At 60.3% G+C, this 24,056-nt stretch carries 23 protein-coding genes, 2 tRNA genes and 1 pseudogene; 10 read left to right on the forward strand and 16 right to left on the reverse strand.

Features of this window, described 5'->3' with window-relative positions; translation table 11 throughout:
- Positions 1–9: 9 nt before the first annotated feature.
- The 4 genes from ABIE62_RS03335 to ABIE62_RS03350 all read right to left on the reverse strand — a co-directional run bounded on the left by ABIE62_RS03335 (position 10) and on the right by ABIE62_RS03350 (position 2,664).
- Entirely contained in the window at positions 10–1,143 is a 1,134-nt protein-coding gene (locus ABIE62_RS03335) for a hypothetical protein (protein ID WP_354323534.1), read from the reverse strand.
- 28 nt (positions 1,144–1,171) lie between these two features.
- On the reverse strand, positions 1,172–1,873 hold the full coding sequence (locus ABIE62_RS03340) for a C39 family peptidase (RefSeq protein ID WP_354323536.1): 702 nt from the start codon (positions 1,871–1,873) through the stop codon (positions 1,172–1,174).
- Positions 1,858–2,214, reverse strand: coding sequence for a hypothetical protein (locus ABIE62_RS03345; protein ID WP_354323538.1), 357 nt, complete (start codon positions 2,212–2,214; stop codon positions 1,858–1,860). The genes ABIE62_RS03340 and ABIE62_RS03345 overlap by 16 nt, the downstream gene beginning before the upstream one ends.
- Positions 2,215–2,292: 78 nt before the next feature.
- Entirely contained in the window at positions 2,293–2,664 is a 372-nt protein-coding gene (locus ABIE62_RS03350) for a hypothetical protein (protein WP_354323540.1), read from the reverse strand.
- 332 nt (positions 2,665–2,996) lie between these two features.
- Between ABIE62_RS03350 and ABIE62_RS03355 the strand changes: the two genes are divergently transcribed.
- Complete coding sequence (locus ABIE62_RS03355; protein ID WP_354323542.1) at positions 2,997–3,554, forward strand: cytochrome b; 558 nt, start codon at positions 2,997–2,999, stop codon at positions 3,552–3,554.
- Positions 3,555–3,615: 61 nt separating this feature from the next.
- On the opposite strand, the gene ABIE62_RS03360 is transcribed toward ABIE62_RS03355, so the two are convergent.
- Positions 3,616–4,509 (reverse strand): RcnB family protein, encoded by an 894-nt coding sequence (locus ABIE62_RS03360; RefSeq protein WP_354323544.1) that lies wholly within the window; start codon positions 4,507–4,509, stop codon positions 3,616–3,618.
- 191 nt (positions 4,510–4,700) lie between these two features.
- Between ABIE62_RS03360 and ABIE62_RS03365 the strand changes: the two genes are divergently transcribed.
- Complete coding sequence (locus ABIE62_RS03365; RefSeq protein ID WP_354323545.1) at positions 4,701–5,288, forward strand: pyridoxamine 5'-phosphate oxidase family protein; 588 nt, start codon at positions 4,701–4,703, stop codon at positions 5,286–5,288.
- Positions 5,289–5,342: 54 nt separating this feature from the next.
- Here the strand turns inward: ABIE62_RS03365 and ettA are convergent, their stop codons facing one another.
- Positions 5,343–7,016 carry an energy-dependent translational throttle protein EttA gene (gene ettA, locus ABIE62_RS03370; RefSeq protein ID WP_354323547.1) on the reverse strand — a complete coding sequence of 558 codons (1,674 nt, stop codon included), beginning with the start codon at positions 7,014–7,016 and terminating at the stop codon, positions 5,343–5,345.
- Positions 7,017–7,137: 121 nt separating this feature from the next.
- On the opposite strand from ettA, the gene ABIE62_RS03375 reads away from it, so the two are divergent.
- A complete protein-coding gene (locus ABIE62_RS03375; RefSeq protein WP_354323548.1) occupies positions 7,138–8,553 on the forward strand; it encodes a M20/M25/M40 family metallo-hydrolase in 1,416 nt (471 codons plus the stop codon).
- 4 nt (positions 8,554–8,557) lie between these two features.
- Here ABIE62_RS03375 and ABIE62_RS03380 read toward each other — a convergent pair whose 3' ends face one another.
- From ABIE62_RS03380 to ABIE62_RS03390, 3 genes are read right to left on the reverse strand one after another with little or no spacing between them, the layout of a single operon-like run.
- On the reverse strand, positions 8,558–9,727 hold the full coding sequence (locus tag ABIE62_RS03380; RefSeq protein WP_354323550.1) for a dipeptidase: 1,170 nt from the start codon (positions 9,725–9,727) through the stop codon (positions 8,558–8,560).
- A gap of 40 nt (positions 9,728–9,767) precedes the next feature.
- The gene (locus ABIE62_RS03385; RefSeq protein WP_354323552.1) at positions 9,768–10,241 is read right to left on the reverse strand and encodes a RidA family protein; all 474 of its coding nucleotides are present in this window, start codon (positions 10,239–10,241) and stop codon (positions 9,768–9,770) included.
- A gap of 15 nt (positions 10,242–10,256) precedes the next feature.
- Positions 10,257–10,808 (reverse strand): hypothetical protein, encoded by a 552-nt coding sequence (locus ABIE62_RS03390; protein WP_354323554.1) that lies wholly within the window; start codon positions 10,806–10,808, stop codon positions 10,257–10,259.
- A 72-nt stretch (positions 10,809–10,880) separates the two neighbouring features.
- Here ABIE62_RS03390 and ABIE62_RS03395 point away from each other — a divergent pair.
- The 5 genes and pseudogenes from ABIE62_RS03395 to ABIE62_RS03415 form a co-directional block, all read left to right on the forward strand.
- Positions 10,881–11,115, forward strand: a pseudogene (locus ABIE62_RS03395) (IS5/IS1182 family transposase); the annotation flags it as partial.
- Between the two features lie 183 nt (positions 11,116–11,298).
- Positions 11,299–12,489, forward strand: coding sequence for a DUF3734 domain-containing protein (locus tag ABIE62_RS03400; protein WP_354323556.1), 1,191 nt, complete (start codon positions 11,299–11,301; stop codon positions 12,487–12,489).
- The gene (locus ABIE62_RS03405) at positions 12,486–13,241 is read left to right on the forward strand and encodes an acetoacetate decarboxylase (RefSeq protein ID WP_354323557.1); all 756 of its coding nucleotides are present in this window, start codon (positions 12,486–12,488) and stop codon (positions 13,239–13,241) included. The genes ABIE62_RS03400 and ABIE62_RS03405 overlap by 4 nt, the downstream gene beginning before the upstream one ends.
- Before the next feature lie 24 nt (positions 13,242–13,265).
- A complete protein-coding gene (locus ABIE62_RS03410) occupies positions 13,266–14,006 on the forward strand; it encodes an acetoacetate decarboxylase (protein WP_354323559.1) in 741 nt (246 codons plus the stop codon).
- A gap of 22 nt (positions 14,007–14,028) precedes the next feature.
- Complete coding sequence (locus ABIE62_RS03415) at positions 14,029–14,811, forward strand: 3-hydroxybutyrate dehydrogenase (protein WP_354323560.1); 783 nt, start codon at positions 14,029–14,031, stop codon at positions 14,809–14,811.
- Positions 14,812–14,883: 72 nt separating this feature from the next.
- Here the strand turns inward: ABIE62_RS03415 and ABIE62_RS03420 are convergent, their stop codons facing one another.
- Positions 14,884–15,339 (reverse strand): DUF8840 domain-containing protein, encoded by a 456-nt coding sequence (locus tag ABIE62_RS03420; protein ID WP_354323562.1) that lies wholly within the window; start codon positions 15,337–15,339, stop codon positions 14,884–14,886.
- A 619-nt stretch (positions 15,340–15,958) separates the two neighbouring features.
- Here ABIE62_RS03420 and ABIE62_RS03425 point away from each other — a divergent pair.
- Positions 15,959–18,061 (forward strand): TIR domain-containing protein, encoded by a 2,103-nt coding sequence (locus ABIE62_RS03425; protein WP_354323563.1) that lies wholly within the window; start codon positions 15,959–15,961, stop codon positions 18,059–18,061.
- Here the strand turns inward: ABIE62_RS03425 and ABIE62_RS03430 are convergent.
- The 5 genes from ABIE62_RS03430 to ABIE62_RS03450 form a co-directional block, all read right to left on the reverse strand.
- Positions 18,058–18,699: a hypothetical protein gene (locus ABIE62_RS03430; protein ID WP_354323565.1), complete on the reverse strand. Its 642-nt coding sequence runs from the start codon at positions 18,697–18,699 to the stop codon at positions 18,058–18,060. The genes ABIE62_RS03425 and ABIE62_RS03430 overlap by 4 nt on opposite strands.
- 982 nt (positions 18,700–19,681) lie before the next feature.
- A tRNA-Pro gene (locus tag ABIE62_RS03435) sits at positions 19,682–19,758 on the reverse strand.
- Positions 19,759–19,784: 26 nt separating this feature from the next.
- Positions 19,785–19,857 (reverse strand) — tRNA-Ile (locus ABIE62_RS03440).
- 159 nt (positions 19,858–20,016) lie between these two features.
- Entirely contained in the window at positions 20,017–21,018 is a 1,002-nt protein-coding gene (locus tag ABIE62_RS03445) for a polysaccharide deacetylase family protein (protein WP_354323599.1), read from the reverse strand.
- 28 nt (positions 21,019–21,046) lie between these two features.
- Positions 21,047–22,801, reverse strand: coding sequence for a histidine kinase dimerization/phospho-acceptor domain-containing protein (locus ABIE62_RS03450; protein WP_354323567.1), 1,755 nt, complete (start codon positions 22,799–22,801; stop codon positions 21,047–21,049).
- 272 nt (positions 22,802–23,073) lie between these two features.
- Here ABIE62_RS03450 and ABIE62_RS03455 point away from each other — a divergent pair, with 272 nt between their 5' ends.
- Positions 23,074–23,535, forward strand: a complete 462-nt coding sequence (locus ABIE62_RS03455) for an Lrp/AsnC family transcriptional regulator (protein WP_354323569.1) — start codon at positions 23,074–23,076, stop codon at positions 23,533–23,535.
- A 243-nt stretch (positions 23,536–23,778) separates the two neighbouring features.
- Here ABIE62_RS03455 and ABIE62_RS03460 read toward each other — a convergent pair whose 3' ends face one another.
- A complete protein-coding gene (locus tag ABIE62_RS03460; protein ID WP_354323570.1) occupies positions 23,779–23,994 on the reverse strand; it encodes a hypothetical protein in 216 nt (71 codons plus the stop codon).
- Between the last annotated feature and the right edge of the window lie 62 nt (positions 23,995–24,056).

Consider the following 24,056-nt stretch of genomic DNA (forward strand, 5'->3'; position numbering starts at 1 on the left):
GTGGTAACGTCAGAACCTGACGGGAAGCGAAATCACCAGGGCATAGTCGGGGCTGTCCTCTGTCAGCCCGAACCGCGCGGCGATATCGAGCAGTACGCCGCGATGGAGCAGTGAGGAGGCCCCGGTTGTCAGAAACGCGACTGTCCGGCTTGACCCGTCGACCGGCATGCCGCCGAACCGGAATGGTGAATGGAATTGCTGATCGAAAGTGAAGCGCAGCGACGTTTCCGGGCTGGCTGCAAGCAGCGTGCCGAGCGAAACGCCCACAACATCGCCCGGATCGATCGCCTGCTCGGCGAAGAATGAATCATAGGAAACGCTGCCCACGAAAACCAGCGGGTCCTGTCGCTTGATCGCGGTGAGCGACCCGCCGAGCGAGGCGAAGCCGCCGCCAAGCGCCACGCCATCGTCTTCGAACTTTCCGCTGCCCGTGTTCCATCTCAGCCGCCCGACCAGATCGGGCAACCATCCCCGCTCGCGCAGCAGCGTATGCGCCAGTGCCACGCTCACGTCACCGAACGCCGAACGCGATTGGCTGGTAGCGCCGATCGGGCCGAAGCCAACCTTGGTGACAAGCGAGCGATCGACGAACTGATAGGGAAGGCTGATTTCGATCTGAGAATCGAGCGGCAGCCCCATGCGCAGCGACAGTCCGGCGATATATTGGTTGCGGCGCTGTTCTGCGGTGCCGATCAGTGTCGCATCGTCCTCGAAGATAAAGGTAGGTGCGGAATTCACCTGGCGCACAAATCCGAATTGCGGCGTGATCTCGATTGCACCGCCGGGCAGCAACAGCGCACCGGCCTGGACCAATGTACGCTCAAGCGCGCGATCGGCATCGGCACCGGTGTAGGCCGGCGCTGGATCGGGCGCGCCCGATGCGATGACCGGATCTGTGTTCGTAGGCGCCATTTGCGGTGCGCGCGCGGCTTGCAATTGCGGACCGGTTTGCCCGGCCAGCGCCAATTCAAGCTGCTCGACCCGGGCGAGAAGATCAGCGATGATTGCGTCGCGCTGCGCAAGTTCGTGCTGTAGCAGTTGCGCGCTATCGTCCCTATCGGCTTCCTGCGCCGTGGCCGGGTATGGCAGCGCTGCAAGCAGCGCGGCGCATATCGCAGCCATCATCATATCCTGGCGTTTCATCGCTTGCCCCCCCAAAGCGCTTGCACCATCAGCGCAGCATCACGAAATCGCTGTCTTGCGGCGTGAGCCTGTGCGCAGTGCTCGCTTGGCCCGGCCGGGTGACGACAAAGCCGATGCGCCCCAGATTCTCGTCGTCGATCCACGCATCTTCGAACCGCGCGATCGGCATGGTGCGGTTGCCGAAGGCCGGGTCTGCCAGCAGCACGCGGTTGCCCCTGACACCGCGAAAGATCACAAAGTGGCGATAGCCCTGCAGTTCGACCGGGACCATCACCGGTGCCATCTGTAGGAGCTGATCTAGATCTAGCTGGCCATAGCCGATCCCCTCATAGCCGCGGGCATCGACGAAACGCTTCAGGTCGAGCAGCGAAAAGCCGAGCCGTGCCCTGATGATTTGTGGATTGGCGAGATATTCCGCCCGGCTGATGAGGCTGGTGGCGATTTCGCGCTCGCTCACCGGGTCGTCGAACTGGTGGTTCAAAATCGTTGCCAGCGCCGCCGCGCCGCAGCTGATGTCCCATTGCTGGAGGACGACGTTCTCGCGCCGCAATTCGAGCAGTGAGGTAACCGGCGCTTGCGCACTCGCTACTGCTGGCGAGCCTGCAAGTAGCGCGCAGGCGAGTCCGCACGCCGCCATGCAGCGCGTGCTGGCCGGGCCAGATTGCAACCGGCCCCGGGGAAGCGCGAACTGGCTTCCCCGCAGGCCGTGCTGCTTCAGCAGATCGAGCACAAGAACTCGATAGACGGGCTGTTGAATGCAGCGCTCCACGGCCCTTCGTTGCCCGAGGCATCAGATCCTGTTGGCGAGCGGTCGAAGTTGGGGTGGAAATCCCCGGGCGCGGCGTTGTCGAACCCTGTGAATATCACCTTGCCGTTGGGCAGCCCCAGATCGCCAGCGGTGATCCGGTCAAGTTCGGTGAGCGAAAGCTGCACGGGATGCGGTTGCGCATCGGGTGCCACAGCCGCCTCTTCTGCGACGGGCGCTGGTGCCGGTTCTTGCTGTTCGGCGGCGAGTGTCTGGCCGTAGAGCAGAAAGCCTGAGGCGATCAGTGCGGTATGAATGATTTTCATGATAAGCTCCTTTGATTTTAGGTTCAACGATGGATGCCGCCAGCCCGCCGCGACGCGCAGCAGGCTGGCGGCAGGCAATCAGCAGAATGCAAGGCAGATCGAATTGGGCACGGTGCTCGGCACCGCAGTGCCGAGGTGGCCGGCGTGATCGATCAGGCCCTTATCCGCGTTGCTGTTGTGGTGCAGGCTGAATCCCGCAGCGATCAGCGCGGCCCAAGGCTGGGTCGCCACATTGTCACGACCGAGTCCGGCGGTGACGCGATCCAATTGATCCGGCGAAAGTTGCACCTGAACAATAGGTGCACGCGGATTCGACTCAGCTACCGCAGGTGCGGGCAGAATAGTCAAAACCGGTTGCAATGGATCGGGGCCAGCCTGCGGCTCGCTAGCAAGTAATTGTCCGGAAAACAAAATTCCGGCAGCAATTGGAATGTATTGAATGATTTTCATCTTGAGTCCCCCCTCTGCTTGTTTGCAACGGAAGCGACCCACGCACGCCACATTAAGTGGTTGTGCTCAGTTGATATACATCATTCAAATATAGCGGGCAACATGATTTTGTAATTCAGTTGCAATTTAGAAACAATCTATACTTGTAAGGTTCTTAGCTGCACGCACGCTGGCACCGACGCGGGCGAGGGCGCTCTGATCGGGGGCGGGGGCGGGCGCGGTCATGGCGCACGGCCTAGTAAGCCGCGCCGGGCGCGCAAGTATCGCCGCGCATTGCCCTGCGGCGCAGGCGTGCTAGGCACGCCAATACGGGGGATCATGGGAGCAATGGTATGAGCCTTAATCCAAAAACCAAATATTCGGGCCTCGCAATGACGTTGCACTGGCTGGTAGCGATTGCGGTGATCGTGACCTGGAGAATTGCCGAAGCGGCCGAACTGGCCCCGACGCGTGAGGCGCGCGGCGAGATCATGGGCAATCACTTTGCGCTGGGCGTGGTGATCTTTTTGCTGGTGGCCACACGGTTTATCTGGCGGCAGATGAACCCGCCGCCCGCGCAGATCGCCAGCCACGCCCCGTGGGAAAAGATGCTCGCCAAGGCGACCCATCTGGCAATGTACACGCTGTTGCTGGTGATGCCGCTGGTGGGGTGGTTTGCGATGTCGACCTATGGTTCGCCGATCAGTGTGTGGGGCGTGGTGGAAGTGCCTGCGCTGCCAGTGCCGGTGAACCCCGATCTGGCCGGAGAGATATTTGATCTTCACGCCATCGCCGGAACCACTTTACTGGTGCTGATTGCGGTGCATGTGCTGGCGGCCTTGAAGCATACCTTCATCGACAAGGATGGAACGCTGTTCCGGATGCTGCCGTTTGGATCGGTCAAGCGCTGACGCGGCACGAAAAACCCCGCCGGATCGCTCCGGCGGGGTGTGATCAGCAGCGCTGATCCGCTTACCAGAAGAAGTCGTAGATGGTGTCCACCACTTCGCCTGTGGCCATGTCGACAAGCAGCACGTCGTCATAATAACGCACCCACTGATAGGGGGCATAAGCGGGCGGCAAGCGATAGGAATAAGGGTCGCTGATAAAGAACCGCGGCTGGTAAAACGCGCTGTGAAGGAAGAAGCCGATTTGCAAGCGGCTATAACGGTGAGAGCGGTACGGCGCATAATACGCACCGGGGCGATAAATATATCGGTTGGCACGCCGGTAATCGGCCCAGTTGTAGCTGCGGTTGCCGCGCCAGCCTCGATCCCACCGGCGGTAATCGCGGCGATCTGAATCGCGGTAGTTATTGCGATCTCCGCGACGGTAATCACTGCGATCTCCGCGACGGAAGTCACTGCGATCCCCTCTGCGGAAATCGCTGCGATCATTGTTCCAACGCTGCCGGTCGTTGCGATAATCGGCGAGATGCCGATTGGCGCGTTGATCAGTGCGATTTTCGATCCGATTGGCCCGGAAATCGCCGCGCCGTTCAATACGGTTGGCCCGCGCTTCGCTGCGACGATCAACGCGGACGGCGGCGCGATCCCGACCGCGCTGATTGAGTTGGCTAGCACGGATATCACCGCGTCGTTCGACCCGATTAGCGCGCGCTTCGCTGCGGCGTTCAACCCGCTGCGCTCGCGCCTGACCTTGACGTTGGCGGTTTTGCGCCCGCGCCTGTTTACGTTCGCTGCGGTTTTCGCTACGCACGTGCGGGCGCTCGGCACGGGCCTGCGCGCGCGCCTCGCTGCCCCTGTCAGCCCGGTTCTGCGCTTCGGCAGGTGTGGCGGGTAGCGATAAGGTGAGTGCGAGCGCCAAAGCTGCCAGCGATCCACCCTTGAAGAAAAGGTTTGTCATCGTTGTTGCCTCCAGTGTCGCCGATCCACCACAAGCGGCTAGTTGATGAGTCGGACATAGCCTGTCGAGACTGTCGCAGGGATGAACCATCGCATAAATGTTCAGAAAAAATGTCAATAATATGAATGGCGTTTCAAATCGAGACAGAGCAACTTGACTGCCAATGGCGCGCGCCCAAAGGCGAAAAGGCCATGTTTGAAACGCTCGACGCTGTTCGCACCGATTGCCTCACCCGCCTGATCCGCGCGGCGCGTGATCGCAAATCACCGATGCAAACGCCGGTTATTGTTACTGGTGATGTCGATGCGCGGGTAATGGTGCTGCGCGCCTTCGATCGCGAGTCGGGTAGGCTGCGCCTGCATACCGATGCGCGCTCCCCCAAGGCGCAGGTAATCGCAGCCGATCCGCGCGTGGCGGTGTTATTTTATGACAGGGACGCCAAAATCCAGATCCGCGCGCGCGGGACAGGGCAGATAATCACCACCGGGCCGCAGCTGGACAGCGCCTGGGCAACCAGCACCAATTTCGCGCGGCGGTGTTATCTGGGGGAAGGGCCGGGCGCGCCTTCGCAGCACCCCACTTCAGGCCTGCCGTCGGAGTTTGAGGGGGTTGAGCCTGACGATGCGCAGTTAATTCCCGCGCGTGAGAACTTCGCCTTGCTGATGATCACCATCACCGCGCTCGATTGGCTGTATCTGGCCCACACCGGCCACATCCGCGCACAGTTTACCCGCGCGGATGGGGGTGCAGAGTGGCAGGGGCGCTGGGTCACGCCGTGAGTTGGCGCGGTTGCGCTGCCCCCACCTCAAAGCGGGGGCAGGCTCCCGGCAATCCTACCGCGTCAGCTTCTTGTAAGCCAACCGGGTCGGGCGATCTGCCGCATCGCCCAGGCGGCGGCGCTTGTCTTCTTCGTAGGCTTCGAAGTTGCCTTCGAACCATTCGACATGGCTGTTGCCTTCAAACGCGAGGATGTGCGTGGCGAGGCGATCGAGGAAGAAGCGATCGTGGCTGATTACCACCGCGCAGCCCGCAAAGTTTTCAATCGCGTCTTCCAATGCGCCCAGCGTTTCGACGTCAAGGTCATTGGTCGGTTCATCGAGCAGCAGCACGTTGCCGCCTTGCTTCAGCATTTTGGCCATGTGCACGCGGTTGCGCTCACCGCCCGATAGTTTGCCGACGTTTTTCTGCTGATCCGCGCCCTTGAAGTTGAACGCACCTACATAGGCGCGGGTCGAGGTTTCCTGCTTGTTGACCGTCATGTAATCGTGTCCGCCGGAGATTTCCTGCCACACGTTGTTGTCTGGATTCAGATGGTCGCGGCTCTGGTCAACATAGCCAAGGTGCACGGTGCTGCCGATCTCGATCGTGCCGCTGTCGGGTTGTTCCTTGCCAGTGATGATCTTGAACAGCGTGGATTTGCCCGCGCCGTTAGGGCCGATGATGCCAACGATGCCGCCCGGGGGCAGCATGAACGACAGGTTTTCGAACAACAGCTTGTCGCCGTAAGCTTTGGTCAGGCCCTTGGCCTCGATCACCTTGCTGCCCAATCGCTCGGGCACCTGAATCACGATCTGCGCCTTGCCGAGCGAACGATTATCCTGCGCGTTCTGCAATTCTTCAAACTTGCGGACACGCGCCTTGGACTTGGTCTGACGCGCGGCAGGGGTCTGGCGAATCCATTCGAGCTCGCGCTGCAGGGCCTTCTGCTTGCCGGATTCCTCGCGACTTTCCTGCTCCAGCCGCTTGGCTTTCTTTTCGAGGTAGGTCGAATAATTGCCTTCGTAGGGGTAGTAGCTGCCCCGATCGAGTTCGAGGATCCATTCAACCACATTATCGAGGAAGTAACGGTCGTGGGTGATCATCAACACCGCGCCGGCATATTCCTTGAGATGGTTTTCCAGCCACTGCACGCTTTCTGCATCAAGGTGGTTGGTGGGTTCATCCAACAGCAGGATCGAAGGTTTCTGGATCAGCAGCCGGGTGAGCGCGACGCGGCGTTTTTCCCCGCCCGACAGGCTTTCCACGCCCATATCGCCCGGCGGGCAGCGCAGGGCCTCCATCGCGACTTCAAGCTGGTTGTCGAGCGTCCAGCCGTCAACCGCGTCGATCTTGTCCTGCAATTCGCCCATTTCCGCGCCGAGTGTTTCAAAATCGGCGTCCGGTTCACACATCAGCGCGCTGATTTCGTTGAAACGGTCAACCATGTCGGCGACCCCGCGCGCGCCGTCCTTGACGTTTTCGAGCACGGTCTTGGTCAGATCGAGTTCTGGCTCCTGTTCCAGATAGCCGACGGTGATGTTCTCACCCGGCCAGGCTTCGCCGGTGAAGTCCTTGTCGACCCCCGCCATGATCTTCATCAGCGTCGATTTGCCCGCGCCATTGGGGCCGACGATGCCGATCTTCGCGCCCTGATAGAATTGCAGCGAGATATTGGCGAGCACCGGCTTTTGGGCACCGGGGAAGGTTTTGGTCATGTCCTTCATGACAAAGGCATATTGCGCGGCCATCGGATCAGTCCTTTTGGGATCGAAAAATCGGGTTGGGAGGTTTGGCTGCGCAGATAGGGAAGGGCAGAGGCAAGGGCAAGCGGCTAGACTCGTGCCCCGCGCGGCGATAGCAACGCTGCCCATGAACCGCACCATCACCGCGCTGTCAGCGCTTTCGCTCGTTGTCCTGTCCACTGCCGCTGTTGCCGAGTCTCCCACGCTGGAGGCGCAGGCCGACATCGCGCTGGAAAGCGACCGTGTCGCATGGGACTTCGTCGAGGGGATCACCACAGAAGTCGGCCCGCGTCAGGCCGGGACCGAGGCTGAGGCGCGCGCCCGCGCATGGGCGATGGCGTGGCTGACGGCCAAGGGCTTTGCCAATGTCGCGGATGAGCCGTTCATGATGGACACCTGGGTGCCCGGTGACATCGCCCGCGCCCGCGTGACCGCACCGTTCGCTCAGGATATGGTTGTCCTGCCGCTCGGCAATTCTGCCGCAACGCCTGTTGGCGGGATCGAAGCTGAAGTGGTGTTCTTCCGCACGGTGGACGACCTGCGCGCCGCGCCCGAAGGCAGCCTGAAAGGCAAGATTGCCTATATCAGCCACCAGATGCGCCCGGCGCAGGATGGCTCGCACTATGGCTTCGCCGGGCCTGCACGCTGGGTTGGTGCAGGGATCGCGGCAAGCAAGGGCGCGATTGCCACTGTCATCAAGTCGGTCGGCACCGATTACCACCGCAACCCGCACACCGGCGGCACCAGCTTTCCTGAAGGTGTGAAGCCGACCCCGGCAGGCGCGCTGAGCCTGCCCGATGCCGAGAACCTTGAACGGATGTTCGCCCGCGCTGGGGGCCGTCCCGTCACCATGAAGCTCGAAATGAACCCGCGCCAGATCGGCCAGACCCAAAGCGGCAACGTGGTGGCCGAGATAGTGGGGCGCAATCCGTCGCTCCCGCCGGTGCTGCTCGCTTGCCATATCGACAGCTGGTGGAATGCGCCCGGCGCGTTTGACGATGGCGCGGGCTGCGGGATCATCGCAGCGGCAGCGTTTCACGTGAAACATTCAGGCCAGCCCCTGCGCACCATCCGTATTTTGATGGCAGGCGCGGAGGAAACCGGCCTCTGGGGCAGCCAAGCCTATAGCAAGGCGCACCTGGACGAGCCTATCGCTGTTGGAATCGAGAGCGATTTCGGCGCTGACCGGATCTGGCGCTTTGACAGCAATTTCCGTGAGACCAACCCCGCCTTGCACAAACGCATCGCCAGCGCGGTCGCCCGGTTTGGCGTATCAACCAGCAACGAAGTCGCCACCGGCGGGGCCGATCTCAACATCGTGCGCGATCAGAAGGGCGCGTTGGTAGATTTGCAACAGGACGGCACCCGTTATTTCGATCTGCACCACACGCCCGACGACACGCTCGACAAGATCGACAAGGCCCAGCTGCGTCAGAACGTCGCGGTGTGGACGCAGGTGGTCGGCATCCTCGCCAATCAGGAAACCGCAATCCTGACCGGCACCCCGATCCCCGCCGCGCCGCCGATCATGCAGGCGCAGTAATTATTCAGACGGATTGCCGGGGCTCAACAGCGGCCATGATCCGCAGGAAATTGCCGCCAATCAGTTTTGCAATGTCAGGCTCCCCCATCCCGCCGCGCAGCAATCCGGCCACATAATGGGGCAGGCGGGCATAGGTATCGAACACGGGTTTGTAATTGGCATCCATATCCGTGCCCATGCAGACGTGATCGATGCCGACCGCGTCGACCAATTCGAACGTCCGGGTAACGAAGCCGCGCAGATCGGTGATACCGATCCCCGCCGGCCACGCCCCCAGCAGACCGCCGCCGGTTTCGGCCACGGCCAACGCCAGGTCGCGTGAAACAAAGCGGGGATGGTCGATCCCGCCAGCCTTCGCCGGGTGGATATGGACATGGCTGGCCATGACCGGCCGGGATGAGGCCTTGATTATCCCGAAAGCGGTGGCTTCGGATGCGTGGGCGACGTCGATCAGCATCCCGGCATCGTTCATGGCTTTGACCACTGCGATACCTGCCGGGGTAATGCCATTGTGAACCGGGGTGCCGGTGATGATGTCGCCCAGTTCATTGGTGCGGTAATGCATCAGCGTGACGGATCGCACGCCATCAGCATAAGATTGCGCCACGCGATCGGCCCTGCCTTCGAGGAAATCCCCGCCTTCAACCGTGAACAGCGCGCCGGGTTTGCCAGCTTTGCGCGCGGCGGCAAAATCACTCACCGACCTGACCGGATAGACCAGCCCGCTGTCCACCAACTGCTGTAAGTTGGCAATTTGCCGCTGATAGCTGGCCCATGCTTCGCCGGGTTCAAAATCACGAACCGCGGCGAGCCCTTCATCGACAAAGCCAATCGCCTGAAAATCGGCCACGGCGGCAAAGGCTGCCGCTGTCAGCCCTCCGGCCTGCATATCGCCGATGCTGCGGCTTTCGAAGGAGCCCAATATGACCGCCGCACGCGACATTCCCGAAACATTCTCTGCTCCGCTAACGAAGGTTCTCCCCGGATGGGCATGGGCATCAATCGACGGATATTTTTCCAGCAATGACCGCGCCGTTGCCAGTTCGTCCGCAGTGAAATCGTAACCCAAAGGAACCAGCGCAGGGTGTTTAAGCCGATAGGCGGCTGCGCCAAACCCGCCAGCCACCACAGCCGCCCCGCCAATCAGAAAATTGCGTTTTGTCATCAGAGCCATTGCGCGCTTCGATCCCTACTTTTTGAGTATTGAGGTCATTTCAGCGCTGGGCTTTGGCTTGCGGGCTATAGGCCCAGCATTCCAGTTCAACCCGCCCGCCATAGGCGAGGCCGGTCGACCCAAAGGCGCTGCGGGCGGGCAAGCGATCCGGCTTGAAATAGCCGACATAGACGGCGTTGAACGCTGGCCAATCATTCATGTCGGCAAGCATCACCGTGCATTTGACGACATCATCAAACCCTAGGCCATGCCGCGCCAAAACCGCGCCGATATTGTCCATGGTCTGGCGGGTTTCGCCCGCGATCCCGCCCGCCGCCAGCGTTGTTTCCCCCGGAGCAACGCCGATCTGGCCCGATAGATACAGCATGTCGCCCACTCGCACCGCTTCGGAAAATGGCATCCCTTCGGCAGCGTGATAGATCGGCTCCCCGGCATTCGACGCGGCGGGGGCAAGGGCGGCGGCCGCCGCCATGGCGGCGCCGGTGGCGTAAAGGAACAAGCGATTGGTTGGCATGAAAGGTTCTCCTTCCTATCGGGTTTCGGGCGGTGTGCCCTGTTTCAGAAGGCGCAGTCCCAACGCATAGACAAGCACCAGAACGGTAATCCCCGCAAACGACCATTTCAGGGTCGTGAAGATGCTCGCCATCCAGGCCAGCGCCACCGGCTGATCCGGGTGCAGGCTAAGAAGCATGAAAACCGTGGCATTTTCCAGAATGTCTAAACTGAACAACAGCAGCGGCGGCGCGAACGGCCAGCGGGCGTGTTCCAGCCGGGTGGTGCGGGTGACAAGCGCAATCGCCCAGACGAACAACAGCGTATAGCTGATCGGATAGGCGATATCCGCCGTGACCAGAAACATCCGGTAGGAACTGCGGGCAGCATCCGAAAAGGCACCGATATTCGCAAACGCCTCTGCCGGGGTATAGGCAAACATCAGATCGAGCGGCCCCGCGCCGGGGGTCGTCAACAATTCGGCCCCAATGCGCGGCATCACACCATAGCGAATGCCCCCGCAGATCAGGGCGACGATCACCAACCGCCTGATAGTTGCCGCCGCGATCAGCCTGTCGAATAGAGCCATTGTCGATCCCTCCTCCGACGAGCTTAGAGAGATCGGAGGGCAAAGGAAACAATCGGGCGATCCGGAATGGCCGTACGCGAATCAGGCACCACTTCGGTGATCCCAGGGCGGCAAAACCGCAAGCGCACAATCCGTTACGACAAACAGCGATATCGCGAACGTCACCTCGTCAAAAATGCCTTTTGCCGCCTCAAGGAGTTGGCTTCGCCGCCCTTCGGGTCCGCCGTGTCGCCACACGCTACGACAAGCTTGCCGCCACTTCCTATCAGGTGTGGCGCTCGCCACCGCTGCCGCCTTCTGGCTCTGAATGAGTCTGGACTCTAATAGTGATGTAAAATTATAAAAATCTATATTCATATGAACATGTAACCTTACCAAAATTCAAACGAACCACTTTTTATAAGGGATATGGATGTCGAATTTTTTGAATTAACAACTGGAAGCATTTATATTAGAATATAGTATGAAATACGTATGCGAGGAAATAAGCATGGGCTCTGGTAATATTTATGACAAAAAAGTCAGTCTTGTCTTACAAGGCGGCGGTGCACTTGGTAGTTATCAAGCCGGTGTTTATGAGGCGATTGCGACATCGCGTTACTGCCCTGACTGGGTCGCAGGCATTTCAATTGGCGCTATCAACGCTGCCTTGATTGCCGGGAATCCCCCCGAACACCGGGTCGCGCGACTGCGCGAATTTTGGGAGACGATTACCGCTCCATCATCGATGTGGCCCACTGATCTCAAGGATCCGTGGTCTGCCTGGCAAAAGAAATTGGGTGGGCAGGCCGCGTTGATGTTTGGTCAGCCCGGATTTTTCACGCCGAACAACCTGTTCGATTGGCTCGGCGCGACCCAACCGGTCAGCTACTACAAGACTGAAGAACTCAAGACCACGCTGGAGCGGCTGGTCGATTTTGACCGCATCAATCATGCTGAAGGGGTTCGCCTTAGCGTGGGCGCGGTGAATATTCGCACGGCTCGTTTCGCCTATTTCGATAGCGCGGAAATTCCACTGAGGGCCGAACATATCATGGCCAGCGGCGCTCTGCCCCCCGGGTTCCCGCCGGTCGAGATCGATGGCGAATTCTATTGGGACGGTGGGCTGGTTTCCAACACTCCGCTGCAATACGTTCTCGATTACATGCCAAGGCGCAGTCGGTTGACCTTTCAGGTCGATGTTTTTCAGGCCGCGGGCCAGACACCAACCAGTCTGGAAGAGGTTGCCGAGCGCCAGAATGATATTCGTTATGCCAGCCGCACACGCGACAATACCAACAACTTCAAACAAAGGCACGAGGTGCGCTACGCGATCAACGAATTGATAAACACTCTGCCGGAAAACCTTCGCGAGACGCCCGAAGCCAAGCGGCTGCGCAGTTTGGGCTGTGTCACAACGATGGACATCGCCCAGATCATCTATCGTCCATTTTCCCCTCAAGGTGCGGCAAAGGATTATGAATTTACCCGCCCGACAATGCTCCGCCGTTGGAAGCAAGGGCTGCGCGATGCCACCGCTACGCTGGAAGCGGCCCCGTGGTTGAAACCCGCTGAGCCACACGAGGGGGTGCGGGTGTTCGATGTGATGCACGAACGGCTGGTGGCACAAAACGCCGGGAAGTCTGGCAATGATCGAGATGTCAGTGATGTTCAGCCCGTCATGGAGACAAAACCGGCATGACATCTTCCCGTGATGCAAGTGCCCCCCGCCTGCCTGATACAGCCTTTGCGATGCCTTTGGTCAGCCCGTCCTATCCGCGTGGCCCCTACCGCTATACCAACCGCGAACACATGATTGTCACCTATCGCACCGATCCTGCCGCGATCGAGCAAGCGGTGCCCGAACCTTTGGTGGCCGATCAGCCGTTGGTCAGGCTGGAATTCATGCGCATGGACGCCAGCACCGGTTTTGGCCGCTATTCAGGCGCCGCGCAGCATATTCCGGTGCAGCTGAATGGCCTGCAGGGCGCCTATACCCACAACATGTTTCTGGATGTGCACGCGCCAATTTCCGGTGGCCGGGAATTGTGGGGGTTCCCGCAGAAACTGGCCAGCCCTTGCCTCAAGGTCGCGCATGACACGCTGCTGGGAACGCTGGATTACGGGCCGGAACGGGTTGCCCGGGCGACCATGGGCTACAAGCACCGGGCGATTGATGAAGGGTCGGCATTGGCGATGCTGGGTGAGCCGGGGTTCCTGCTCAAGATCATCCCGCATGTCGATGGCACGCCGCGCGTGTGCGAGCTGGTGCAATATTATCGCCGCGATATTGTGTTGAAGGGGGCATGGACCGGGCCGGCATCGCTTGATCTGCAACCCCACGCGCTAGCCCCGCTGGCTGATCTGCCGGTATTGGAAGTTGTATCGTCGGTGCATCTGATCGCCGATTTCACCCTCGAACTGGGAGTGGTTGTCCATGATTACCTCGCCTGATCACCGCCTGCCAGGATTCATCACATGAAGGCCGCCGATATCCGCGCGCACGCATTTTCGATGCCGCTGCATTCACCGAGCTATCCGCCCGGCCCCTATCGTTTCATGGACCGCGAATATCTGATCATCACCTATCGGACTGATCCGGAGGCGCTGAAACGGGTGGTGCCAGCGCCGCTTGAATGCGACGCCCCGATTGTGAAATACGAATTTATCCGGATGCCGGACAGCACCGGGTTTGGCGACTATACTGAATCGGGCCAGGTTATTCCGGTATCGTTCAAGGGTCAGCAGGGCGGCTATGTCCATGCGATGTTTCTTGACGATGACCCCCCGATCGCGGGCGGACGCGAATTGTGGGGCTTTCCCAAGAAATTGGCTACGCCCACCCTGATCACAGCGCACGATACCTTGCTGGGCACGCTTGATTATGGCCCGGTGCGGATTGCCACCGGCAGCATGGGCTACAAGCATCAGGCGCTCGACAGTGCCAAGGCGCTGGCCGCATTGGGCGAGCCGGGATTCCTGCTCAAGATCATTCCCCATGTCGACGGCACGCCGCGGATCTGCGAACTCGTGCGCTATTACCTGTCGGACGTAACGCTCAAAGGGGCGTGGAGCGGGCCGGCCGCGCTGGAATTGCACCCCCATGCTCTGGCTCCGGTTGCCGATCTGCCGGTATTGGAGATCCTTTCAGCAGTGCATCTGGTTGCTGACCTCACCCTTAATCTTGGCGAAGTTGTGCATGACTATCTCGCCAAATGACACCCGATCGAAGGAAATTTGCATGAACCGTTTCAAGGATAAAGTCGCGATCGTCACCGGGGCTGCCAGTGGTATTGGCAAGGAAATTGCCCATGCCTTTGCGCGCGAAGGGGCAATCGTGGCGATTGCCGATCTCAAATTGGACGCAGCGCAGGCTGCGGCGCAGGACATCATCGCACAGGGCGGCCAGGCCATCGGCGTCGAAATGAATGTGACCGATGAAGCTGCCGTCAACGCCGGGGTTGATCTGGTGCAGAAAACCTATGGCCGGATCGACATCTTGGTCAGCAATGCCGGTATCCAGATCGTCCATCCGATCGAGGATTATCCCTTTGCCGACTGGAAGAAGATGCTCGCCGTGCATCTCGACGGGGCTTTTCTGACCACCAAGGCCTGTGCCAAACATATGTATGCCGCCGGTTCCGGCTCGATTGTGTATATCGGCTCGGTCCATTCGAAAGAGGCATCCTTGCTCAAATCGGCCTATGTCACCGCCAAACACGGGCTGATAGGCCTGTCCAAAGTGGTCGCCAAGGAAGGCGCAAAACACAATGTGCGCAGCAATGTGGTGTGCCCCGGTTTTGTTCGCACGCCGTTGGTCGACAAGCAGATCCCCGAACAGGCGCAGGCCCTCGGCATCAGCGAAGAAGATGTGATCAAGACCGTCATGCTCAAGGAAACGGTCGATGGCGAATTCACCACGGTCGAGGACGTTGCCGAAGCAGTGCTCTATTTCGCCGGCGCAAAAACCAACGCGTTGACCGGGCAATCGCTGATCGTCAGCCACGGTTGGTTCATGGAATGAACTGCGGGGCCGGTGCGCTGCAGCGTGGCTTGATGGCTTTGGCTGGTTACGCGGCGACGCCAATAAACAAGGTCATCGATCATAGGGGCTGCTCGCCGATTCAGATGATAAGGTGATGGGCACGAGCCCGTTGAATGCCACCTCTGCACCATGTTCGCGCCGCAGTGGTTCTTCAGGGTCATCTGCGGACGCGAAGTTCACGGATGCGAAGTGACCATGCCCGCTCATATGCGCCACGTTCCGGGCGATAGCGTCGAGGTTGGCGGTTCTCTCGGCACGCTGCTCGAGGAAGCGGGCCGCCCGCACCACCACCCATTCGGGCCCCTTTGCCATGTCGGCGACGAACCAGATGTTGGGGTCGACCTGCGGGTTGGAATGCGACGACATGATTTCGTAGCCGCGCTCCTTCAGGTCGTTCCTCATCACCTGCACGGCGAAATCGTGCAGTTCCCAGTCGGTCATCACCACGGGTTCGTCGGTGACGAGCATCGAGGGATTGATGCGCTTGCCGTCGCGCAGGTCGATCATACGCCACGGGCGGCGGGAGGCTCGGTTCGAACTCGAGTATCGCTTCTTCGATCCCACCCGCACCCGGACAGAAATCCTCGATGGTGTCATCCAGCGCACTCCGCCCGGTGCCGATCTGCTGATCCGGCAGGCACAACCATTGCCGGACAGGCTGGTTCCCGCCAAAGGCCGCCATTCCGGTTGCTGGAATCGACCTCTAGGCCGCCTATGGCCGCAATTGGGTGGGAAGCTGAAGGGCGGACTGCGGGTGATTTCGACCTGTCAGTCGCCACGCTCTGCGCCCTCTCGATTGCCGCGCCTTTCGTTGCTGCTTCTATGACACCGGACACTGTTGGAACAGCAACCCACAATGCCCAGACCAGCCGGCGGAGCTTACAAGCAGCCGGAAGGTTTTAGGCCCGACGCGACGACGATCATGAGCCCGCCAGTGAAGCCATGATCATCGCGCAGAGAAGGGAAACCTTGCCAGACTTTATAGTAGTATACGTGAGTTTCGAGATCCCAATACACGAACAACCAATCTTCGGCTCAATGTGCTTTTTCGCGTGGCAGCAAGCACAAGGGTATTCAATTTTCAAAGCGGAAAGTCTTCTCGTCGATATTGCTATTTTGCGATTTGGTGACTTTGCCCTATCCTGACGAGCAGGATGACATTGGTCGAACGGTGGGGGGAGCCGTGAGCGAATATCGTTACCGCGCCTTTATCAGCTACAGTTGGTCCGACGCCAAATGGGGCAACTGGCTGCATCACAGGCTGGAAACTTATCGCACGCCAGCCGCACTGGTTGGCAAGGATGGTGCACTTGGCAAGGTGCCAGCCCGACTCAATCCCATTTTCAAGGACCGCGAGGAAGAAGCCGCAGGTGCAAGCATCGGCGACGCGGTGGAAAAGGCGCTGCTAGCTTCGGAATTCCTGATAGTCGTGTGTTCCCCCAATTCAGCGCAATCGCGTTGGGTCGACCGGGAAATTGCCTTCTTCAAGGCACACCGCGATCCAGATAAAGTGCTTGCCCTAATTGTCGATGGCGAACCCGGCAGCGCCGATGCCGAATGCTTCCCAATAGCGCTGACTCATGGCGTCAATTCCGACCTTACGATTGGCGACAGCCTCGCCGATGCGCCACTGGCCGCCGATGCGCGGATCACCGGCGATGGCAAGCGGCGGGCCATCCTGAAACTTGCCGCTGCGATGCTGGGCGTGGGGCTGGGCGAGCTGGTCAACCGCGACGAACGCCGTCGCGCCACCCGCACCCGCATTGTTGTATCCGCATCACTGGCGCTGGCGACTGTGATGAGCGGGCTGGCGTGGGTCGCGGTGCAGGCGCGCATGGAGGCCGAATTCCAGCGCAACGAGGCTGATGGGCTGGTCGAATTCATGCTCACTGACCTGCGTGACAGGCTCGAACCAGTCGGACGGCTTGATGCGCTCGACGTGGTCGGCACGCGTGCGCTCGATTACTACGCCAAGCAAAAGCTCGGCGATCTTGACAAGGACTCGCTCGGCCGCCGCGCACGGGCGCTGCTGCTGGTGGGCGAGGTCAGCAATATTCGCGGGGACAGCGATGATGCCCTGCGTGCCTTCCGGCAGGCTGCGGCAACGACGCAGGAACAGCTGGCGCGCGATCCCGACAACCAGCAGCGCGTCTTCGACCACGCGCAAAGCGTATTCTGGGTCGGTTACATCGCCTATAATCGGGGTGAGTTGAAAGCTGCCGAAGCCCAGTATCGCGAATACAAGCGCCTCGCCGACCGGCTGATCGCGCTCGATCCGAAGAACCCGAAGTGGCAGATGGAAGGCAGCTATGCCGAGACCAATCTCGGTGTGATGTTCAATGCGCAAGGGAGGCATGCCGAATCCGAGTCGGCCTTCGCGAATGGGCTGCGCTTGATCGAGGCTGTCGCCACGAGCGGCGCTTTCAATGCAGATCAACAAATCGAGTTGGGTCTTGCGGTCAACTGGCTCGGTGTGGCTAAGAACGAGATCGGCAAAGTCGCGGAATCACTGGCCCTGCATCAGCGGGAAATCGCGGTCTATGAAGAGGTGCTGCGGCGCGACCTTGCTAATGCCATGGCCAGGAACCGCCTTTCGCTGGCGCACCAGTTCGTCGGACAGCAGCAACTACAGTTGGGGCAGCTTGACGAGGCGATCCGATCCTACGAGCAGGGCATCGAACTCAACGCGGAAATGCGGCGCCTGGAACCGGCGAATACCGAATGGCAGGAAACCGAGGTTAGCGGGCGGCTCGATCTGAGCGACATTCTTGCCTATGCCGGACGCAAGGAGGACAGCAGGGCGATGCTGGATGCCGCCTCGGCGCTGCTCGGCCGGATGATGGCCAAAGATCCCAAGAACGCTGCCTGGTCGGTCTTCCTCCACAGCCGCGAACTCCGCACCCGCGGGCGCTTTGCTCTGGCTGCAGGCGATACGGCGCGGGCCGAGGCGCTGGCAGCAGAGGCGCTAAGGCTGGATCTCGAGCCGGAGGATCGCGTCGCTGCGCTGCGGCTGGCCGGCGATGTCGATGCCAGACTGAAGCGGACGGACAGCGCCCGGTCACATTGGGCCACCGCGCTGAAACTCCTGCCCGAATATGGCGGGGCCGACCTGGATCGTTTCCGGCTGTCGAAGCGGCTCGGCCTGGCCGAGCAGGCGGACGCAATCAGCGAAAGGCTCGACAGGCGGGGCTTTCGTCACCCCGCCTATCTTGCCGAACGATCGCGCTAGTCCTTCAGCATGAAGCTGCTGGTGCGAGTAGACTTGGTGCTGATCACCGGGTCGATGCTGATGAAATAGCCGTTGTATTGACCAGGTAGAACGAAACCGAATTTGAACGCATAGGGCGGACTACCGTCATCGGACTTGTCTTCGATGACCAGATTGAGGTCATCCTTGCGCTTGAAGGCCATCTTGTCGATGTCGATCGGCGGCAAGGCAACATACTGGAGTGGCGGACCATAGTTGGTGATCTCGCAGAACCAGCCATATCCGCAGTGCTGCGTCTTGCCCTTGCCATCGGTGTAGGTCGTGCCTTCATCAGACTTGGCCCAGCGCGGCGTGTTATCGCCCGTCAACAGGTTGCCATTCGCGTCTCGCATGTTGCTGGTATCGAGCAGCAAGGTGATGTCGATGTTTTCGTCATAACCGGGTGCGGCGGGCATCTGCGAGATATTGACCGATCCCGAAGTATCGACCGTCGCCGTTCCCGGAGGATCGCTGGCTGTTAATGCAAACCCGATCGAACTGGTCTCGATCGTGGGTTTGATGGGGTCGATCCAGTTGAGCACCGGTGAGACCGTTATGGTGATCGACCTGTCTTTAAGCGAATCCTTCGCCTGCAAGTCTTTTTCCGTCATTGTCGGCATATGATTTCCCCCGACCCTTGGAACGATCGACGACGCGCCAGCCCGCAAGGGTTGCCGGGCAAGCCACGCATTGCTTTTGCGAACCGATCGCCGGATGGGTGTCTTGTCGATCTTGCCGGACGCAACGCGCGTTCCGGCCCATCACAGCCCTTGTCTGTCGGGAAAACCACACTGCCGACAGGCATAGCGAATAAATGCGCCGATTTTAGGGGGCTGTAAACCATAAGTGCACGCCCGTTGCCGCGAAGAGAATTGCAGCGCCGCGCGGCTTCGTCCAGAATCAATGTGCCCACCGCTCGCTCCACCGAAGAAGGGGTGGGAAATCACCCGACTATGCTCTTTACATCAGTGAACATTTGCGGAACCGACCGCTCCCATGAGCCTGACAAAAATCTCCGTCCGCGGAGCGCGCGAGCATAATCTCAAGGGTAAAACCCATCCTTCAATTCGTAGATCGAAGGGCTGGTCCCTATTCGGATCGAAGCAACGTCTCCCACCCATAGGCGCTACCAAGATCGCCCAGCAACTCGGGATCGGTCGAGCGAGCGTCTATCGTGCCTTAGATGGCTGATGAACCACAACGGGGTCATGGCCGCGCTGACCTGCTTTTTTCTTAATCGAACACACCGTTGAACCCAAGGCCTGCTGCGATACTGAAAATCGATATAAGTCAGATGATTAAGCGGAACAAGCGGAGGCTTGCAAAAGTCGCTGACAAGACTCCCTGAGCCTGTGAGCCTATTTTACCTTGGGCCAACGTAACGTCGATTGATTCTGTTCTGGCACTTGTGAGGAGAATGCTGGCCGCAAGTGCGAAAGCTCAGCGCACGGCAAAGAATGAAGGGGGCGGGCGGCCTGAGCCTTCGCGCTGATCGATCTTCTGAGGCCATTTAACATGTCCGGGAGAAGTGCCCCAGAAAGCTGCCCCAGAAAATGCGGTTGGCAATCTATAAAACATTGAAAATTATGATAAAAACAAGAATGGTCGGGGAGACAGGATTCGAACCTGCGACCCTCTGGTCCCAAACCAGATGCGCTACCAGGCTGCGCTACTCCCCGACACTTTTGCCCCGCCCTGCCCCCGGTGGGCCCGGCAGGATTCGAACCCGCGACCTAGCCGTTATGAGCGGCCAGCTCTAACCACTGAGCTACAGGCCCATAAAACATGGCACCGGAGACAGGACGATTTCGAGCCCCTACTCTGCTCGCGGTTGCGAAACAAGCCAGTATGCACGGTTGGACGCACGACTTTTCCAGCGCGCCGAAATGACGGCCCAAAACGCGCTGGAAATGAACCTGCGCGCACAGGCTTTCAGGTTATCCGCCGGTTGCAGCGATGATTTCGCTGACGGTTGTTGAACGCACGCCGCGCCGGGCAAAATCAGCGTAGATGGTGGCAAACCACTGATACAGCGCCTCAACCTCCGCTTCGGTCGCGGCATAGGGGGTGTGGCCCGGGGCCAGCGTGGGGCTGTGGAACGATAACACCAGCACCGGCAAGCCGCGGTTGAGCACCACGTCAATCCCGCGCAGGGCCTCTTCGGCTGACACGCCTTCGGGTGTGAGCGCGATGCGTTCGAGCAGGTTGAGGCGCGAAAAGCCCGCAAACAAGGTCGGGATATGGCGCTGAGCGCGGTGCAGCAGCGGCCCAACCCGCGCGAGCGGCCCGCGATAGGCGCTGGTAACGGGCAGTTCGAGCAGTCGGCGCGTATCATCCACCCAGTATGGCGTGAGCGGATGGTGTGAATAATCGGGCCCGCCGTCAGCGGAATAATCAAACAGGGTGCGCACCGAAGTGTCGATGCGGATCCCGGCAGCCATCAGCAGTTCGGCCGTATGCGCTCCCAGCCCGTAACGCCCGGCGCGGTAAATCAGCGGCGCGCCGCCGAACGCGGCCTCGATAGCGTCGCGCAGGGCCATGAACTTGGCGGCTTCCAGATCGCGCGGGAGGTTTCCGGCAAAGGAATTGCGCGTGCAAACCTCTTCTTTGAAAGGCGGATTGACCCACGGGTGCAATTGCACACCGACCTCCGCCGCGCCGCGCCGCACGGCATCCCCGATAATTGCGACCGCAGCCGGATCGTTCACGATTGGCCAATCGACGAGATAGACCGGATGCGCGCCAAGCCCTTCGCAAAAGCTCTGAAACCGCGGGATCGCGGCGACATGATCAAGCCCGTAGCCATCGCGCCGAAACGGGCCCTTCCAGTCGAATTCCTCCTCGGTATCGACGGTCAACAGCACCCGCTGCCCAAAGCCGGGTGCAAAGGCTGCCGTGCTTCCCGCAGCGGGCACATCGAGCATCGACCCTGTCACCATTGTCCGGTTTCCACGGCCTTCGTGGCCATTACCTGCCTGCTGCAAATGCATCATGATCGGCCGGGTTGGACCGGCCTTGGCTATCGGTCAAAAGCGGCACGGTCATCACCACGGTATCGCCATCGCGCACCATGCCGCCGCCGGCCACGCGCGCTTCGGCCCGGGCGAGGCGCAGTGCAAAGCCTGCGCCGAACAGTCCGGGATTGATTGCGCTGTCATTGCTGCGGGCGGTAGCGGCGAACAGATCATCCTCCGCCGCCAGTCGCGCCGGCAAGGTGCAACCAAGCTGCGCCATTGCCCCGTTTGCGCCGATCAGCGGGGCCAGCCGCAACACGATCTGCTCCTCCGTGCCGCAGGCTGCCGCAAGGCTCGCCAGCAGGCGCCACACCAATGCTTCGGCATCATCCGGATCAAGCTCGATCAGCAGTGTTGTGTTCGCCGGAAACTTGATCTCCAGACCGGCGCGGCGTTGCTCCAGCACCGGTTCAAGCTGCGCGGCTGTACGGCGGATCAACGCTGCCAGATCGGTTTCGCCAGACGCCATGGCGATCGCGCCGGTTTCCAACCGGGCCAACCGGTCAAGCTCCTCGAACCCGGCCAGAATCCGCGCCGCATCAGCCGCAATCGCGGCGGCCAGCGCGCGATATTCGTGCGGGGCAGGGCCAAATAATTGTTGCTGGATCACCTCGGCATAGCCTTGCACGGCGGTGACGGGGGTGCGCAGTTCATGCAGCAATTGGCGGATCCGATCCGCCTCATGCGCTTCGGGACTGTGCAGGGCGTTGGTTTCCGCAGGGATGCGGCGCAGGCGGCCGAAATAGCCGGTGAAATGGCCTTCATCGCTGAAGCGCGGCTGAGCGTCGATAATCCAGTCCCCGGCAATTGCGGGCGCGCCAGCCAAGGTGATCTCGCCGCGCGAGATTGGCTGGCGGCGGGCAAACGCGCGTTCCAGCCCGACGTCGCCAGTATCATCATCGCGCCGCCGTTGCGGCGCGAACAGCCGCATTCCGATCACCATCGGTGCGACATCGCTGCTCGCCCATTCGATCCGCCCGGTTGCATCAGCAGCAAAGCCGATGCTGGAAACCAGGCGATCGGCCCGCTCGGGCAGTTCGCCCAGCGGCAGGCGCGGTGATCGTTCTGCATCCTGACGGCTCTCCCCGCGCTCGCGCCGGAATTGCGCGATCCGTTCGACCAATGCCGAAATTTCGGTGCGCCCGCTGTCTGCGCGATTGCGGGGTTTGGGGATCGGGCTTGATGCGGCAACGTGCAGCGGTATCGGGGCAGCGGGGGGTGAGGCGGCAATCGCTGCATCGTCATCAGCGTTGATCGGTGCGGGCAGCCCGCGATCATGCACACCCAGCCGGGAAAGCACCGCTTCGACGTCGACCGGCAGATCGCGCCGGTTGCGCAGGAAACCGCGTGCACGCACGGGCAGGCGCGGGATCAGCGCGATCCATTCTGCGGGTGAAAGTTCGGCGCGGGTCAACGCGGCAGAGGTGACTTCGGGTTCATGATCGGCGAGATGTGCGGCCAGATCGGGGCTGCGGAACCGCCAGCCGGGTTCGCGGATCATGGCTGCGCGTTCGGGCGCAGGGATCGCCTGGGCGAGCGCGTCCATCCTCAGCCACGCCGCGGCGATCAGGCTATGATCGGGTTGACTGCCCCGACGAGCCCGGTCTTTACCCAGAAGATCAAGCAATTGCCGGAACTGCGTGCGCAAGCCCGCCTCGCCAGAAGCGCGTTGGCGCAGCACAGTGGCAAGGCGATCATCAAAAAACAAACGGCACTCCCTACCGACCCATCGGCCCGAATCGCAGGCATCGACGCCCTGCGTAGGACGCTCATAAACAGGTTCGTCCTTATCGTTCTATCAGGATGGCGCAATTGTAACACGCAGCCGTGCGAGGCGCGTTGCAAAGCGGGACAATTGCTGGCAGACCTAATAATATTAGCCAAGCGAGCCGCCCGGTGCGCTTGATATTACTTTTTGATCATATCGCACGTGGCGTTGCCGCCTGGTGAATGGCGCGGTGCTGGAGGAGCTTAAGCCGAGTGGCCAATCTGGACGAAATCGACCGCCGTCTGCTGTCAGAATTGCAGGCGGAAGGCCGGGTAACCAATGTTGAACTGGCGCAGCGTGTCGGGCTTACCGCGCCGCCGTGTCTGCGGCGGGTGCGCGGGCTTGAAGAAGACGGGGTGATCCGCGGCTATCACGCCGATATCGACCCATCGAAGCTGGGCTTTGCGATCACCGTGTTCGCGATGGTCAGCCTGAAAAGTCAGGCCGAAAGCGCGCTGCGCGAGTTCGAAGAGCACATGCGCGAACTGCCCGAAGTGCGCGAATGCCACATGCTCAACGGCGAAATCGATTTTATCCTCAAGATCGTGAGCAAGGATTTGCAGAGCTTTCAGGAATTCCTGACCGGCAAACTCACGCCTGCGCCCAATGTCGAAAGCGTAAAAACCTCGCTGACGATCCGCACCGCCAAACAGGTGCCCGGCGTTCCGCTGTGAGCGGTCGAGTGCGCGATGAAATGGATAAGCGGCCGCCGCCGCCGCCAACATAGCTGCAAAAGGCTCAAGCCACTGCGCCAGATTGTCCTGCCAAACATCCACCATTGGCCATTGCTTGGGCCGGGCAATTTTCAAGAAAGTTGGATCGCGTATCGGAGTCGTGGTATACTTTCCTATTGTTACCCGTAACTTTCTGAGCCTAGCAGCAAAATCGTGATTCCGGTTCAGCCCCTTGGCAACGGCTCAAGGCGATGGCCGAAGCTTATCCGCAATGTAGCACTGCCAATCGTAGCGGCAGGCATAGATCATTGTGAAAGGCAACTGATCGTCCTTTTCGCGCTCGGCATCTTCAAAAATTCTTGCCTTGAAGGCGGCGAGCGCAGGCGCAAATTTGGATTGGTCTGCCCTTTCTGGCAGAAACTTCCAAACTAGTGGATTGACCGGAACGAAAGAGTCCATTTAGGGATTCCCAGAGGCTTGCCGACGTGCGATTCAGGGAGGATGCGCGATGGTATCACTTT

The organism is Porphyrobacter sp. MBR-155 (assembly GCF_040547625.1).
GTDB lineage: Bacteria > Pseudomonadota > Alphaproteobacteria > Sphingomonadales > Sphingomonadaceae > Erythrobacter.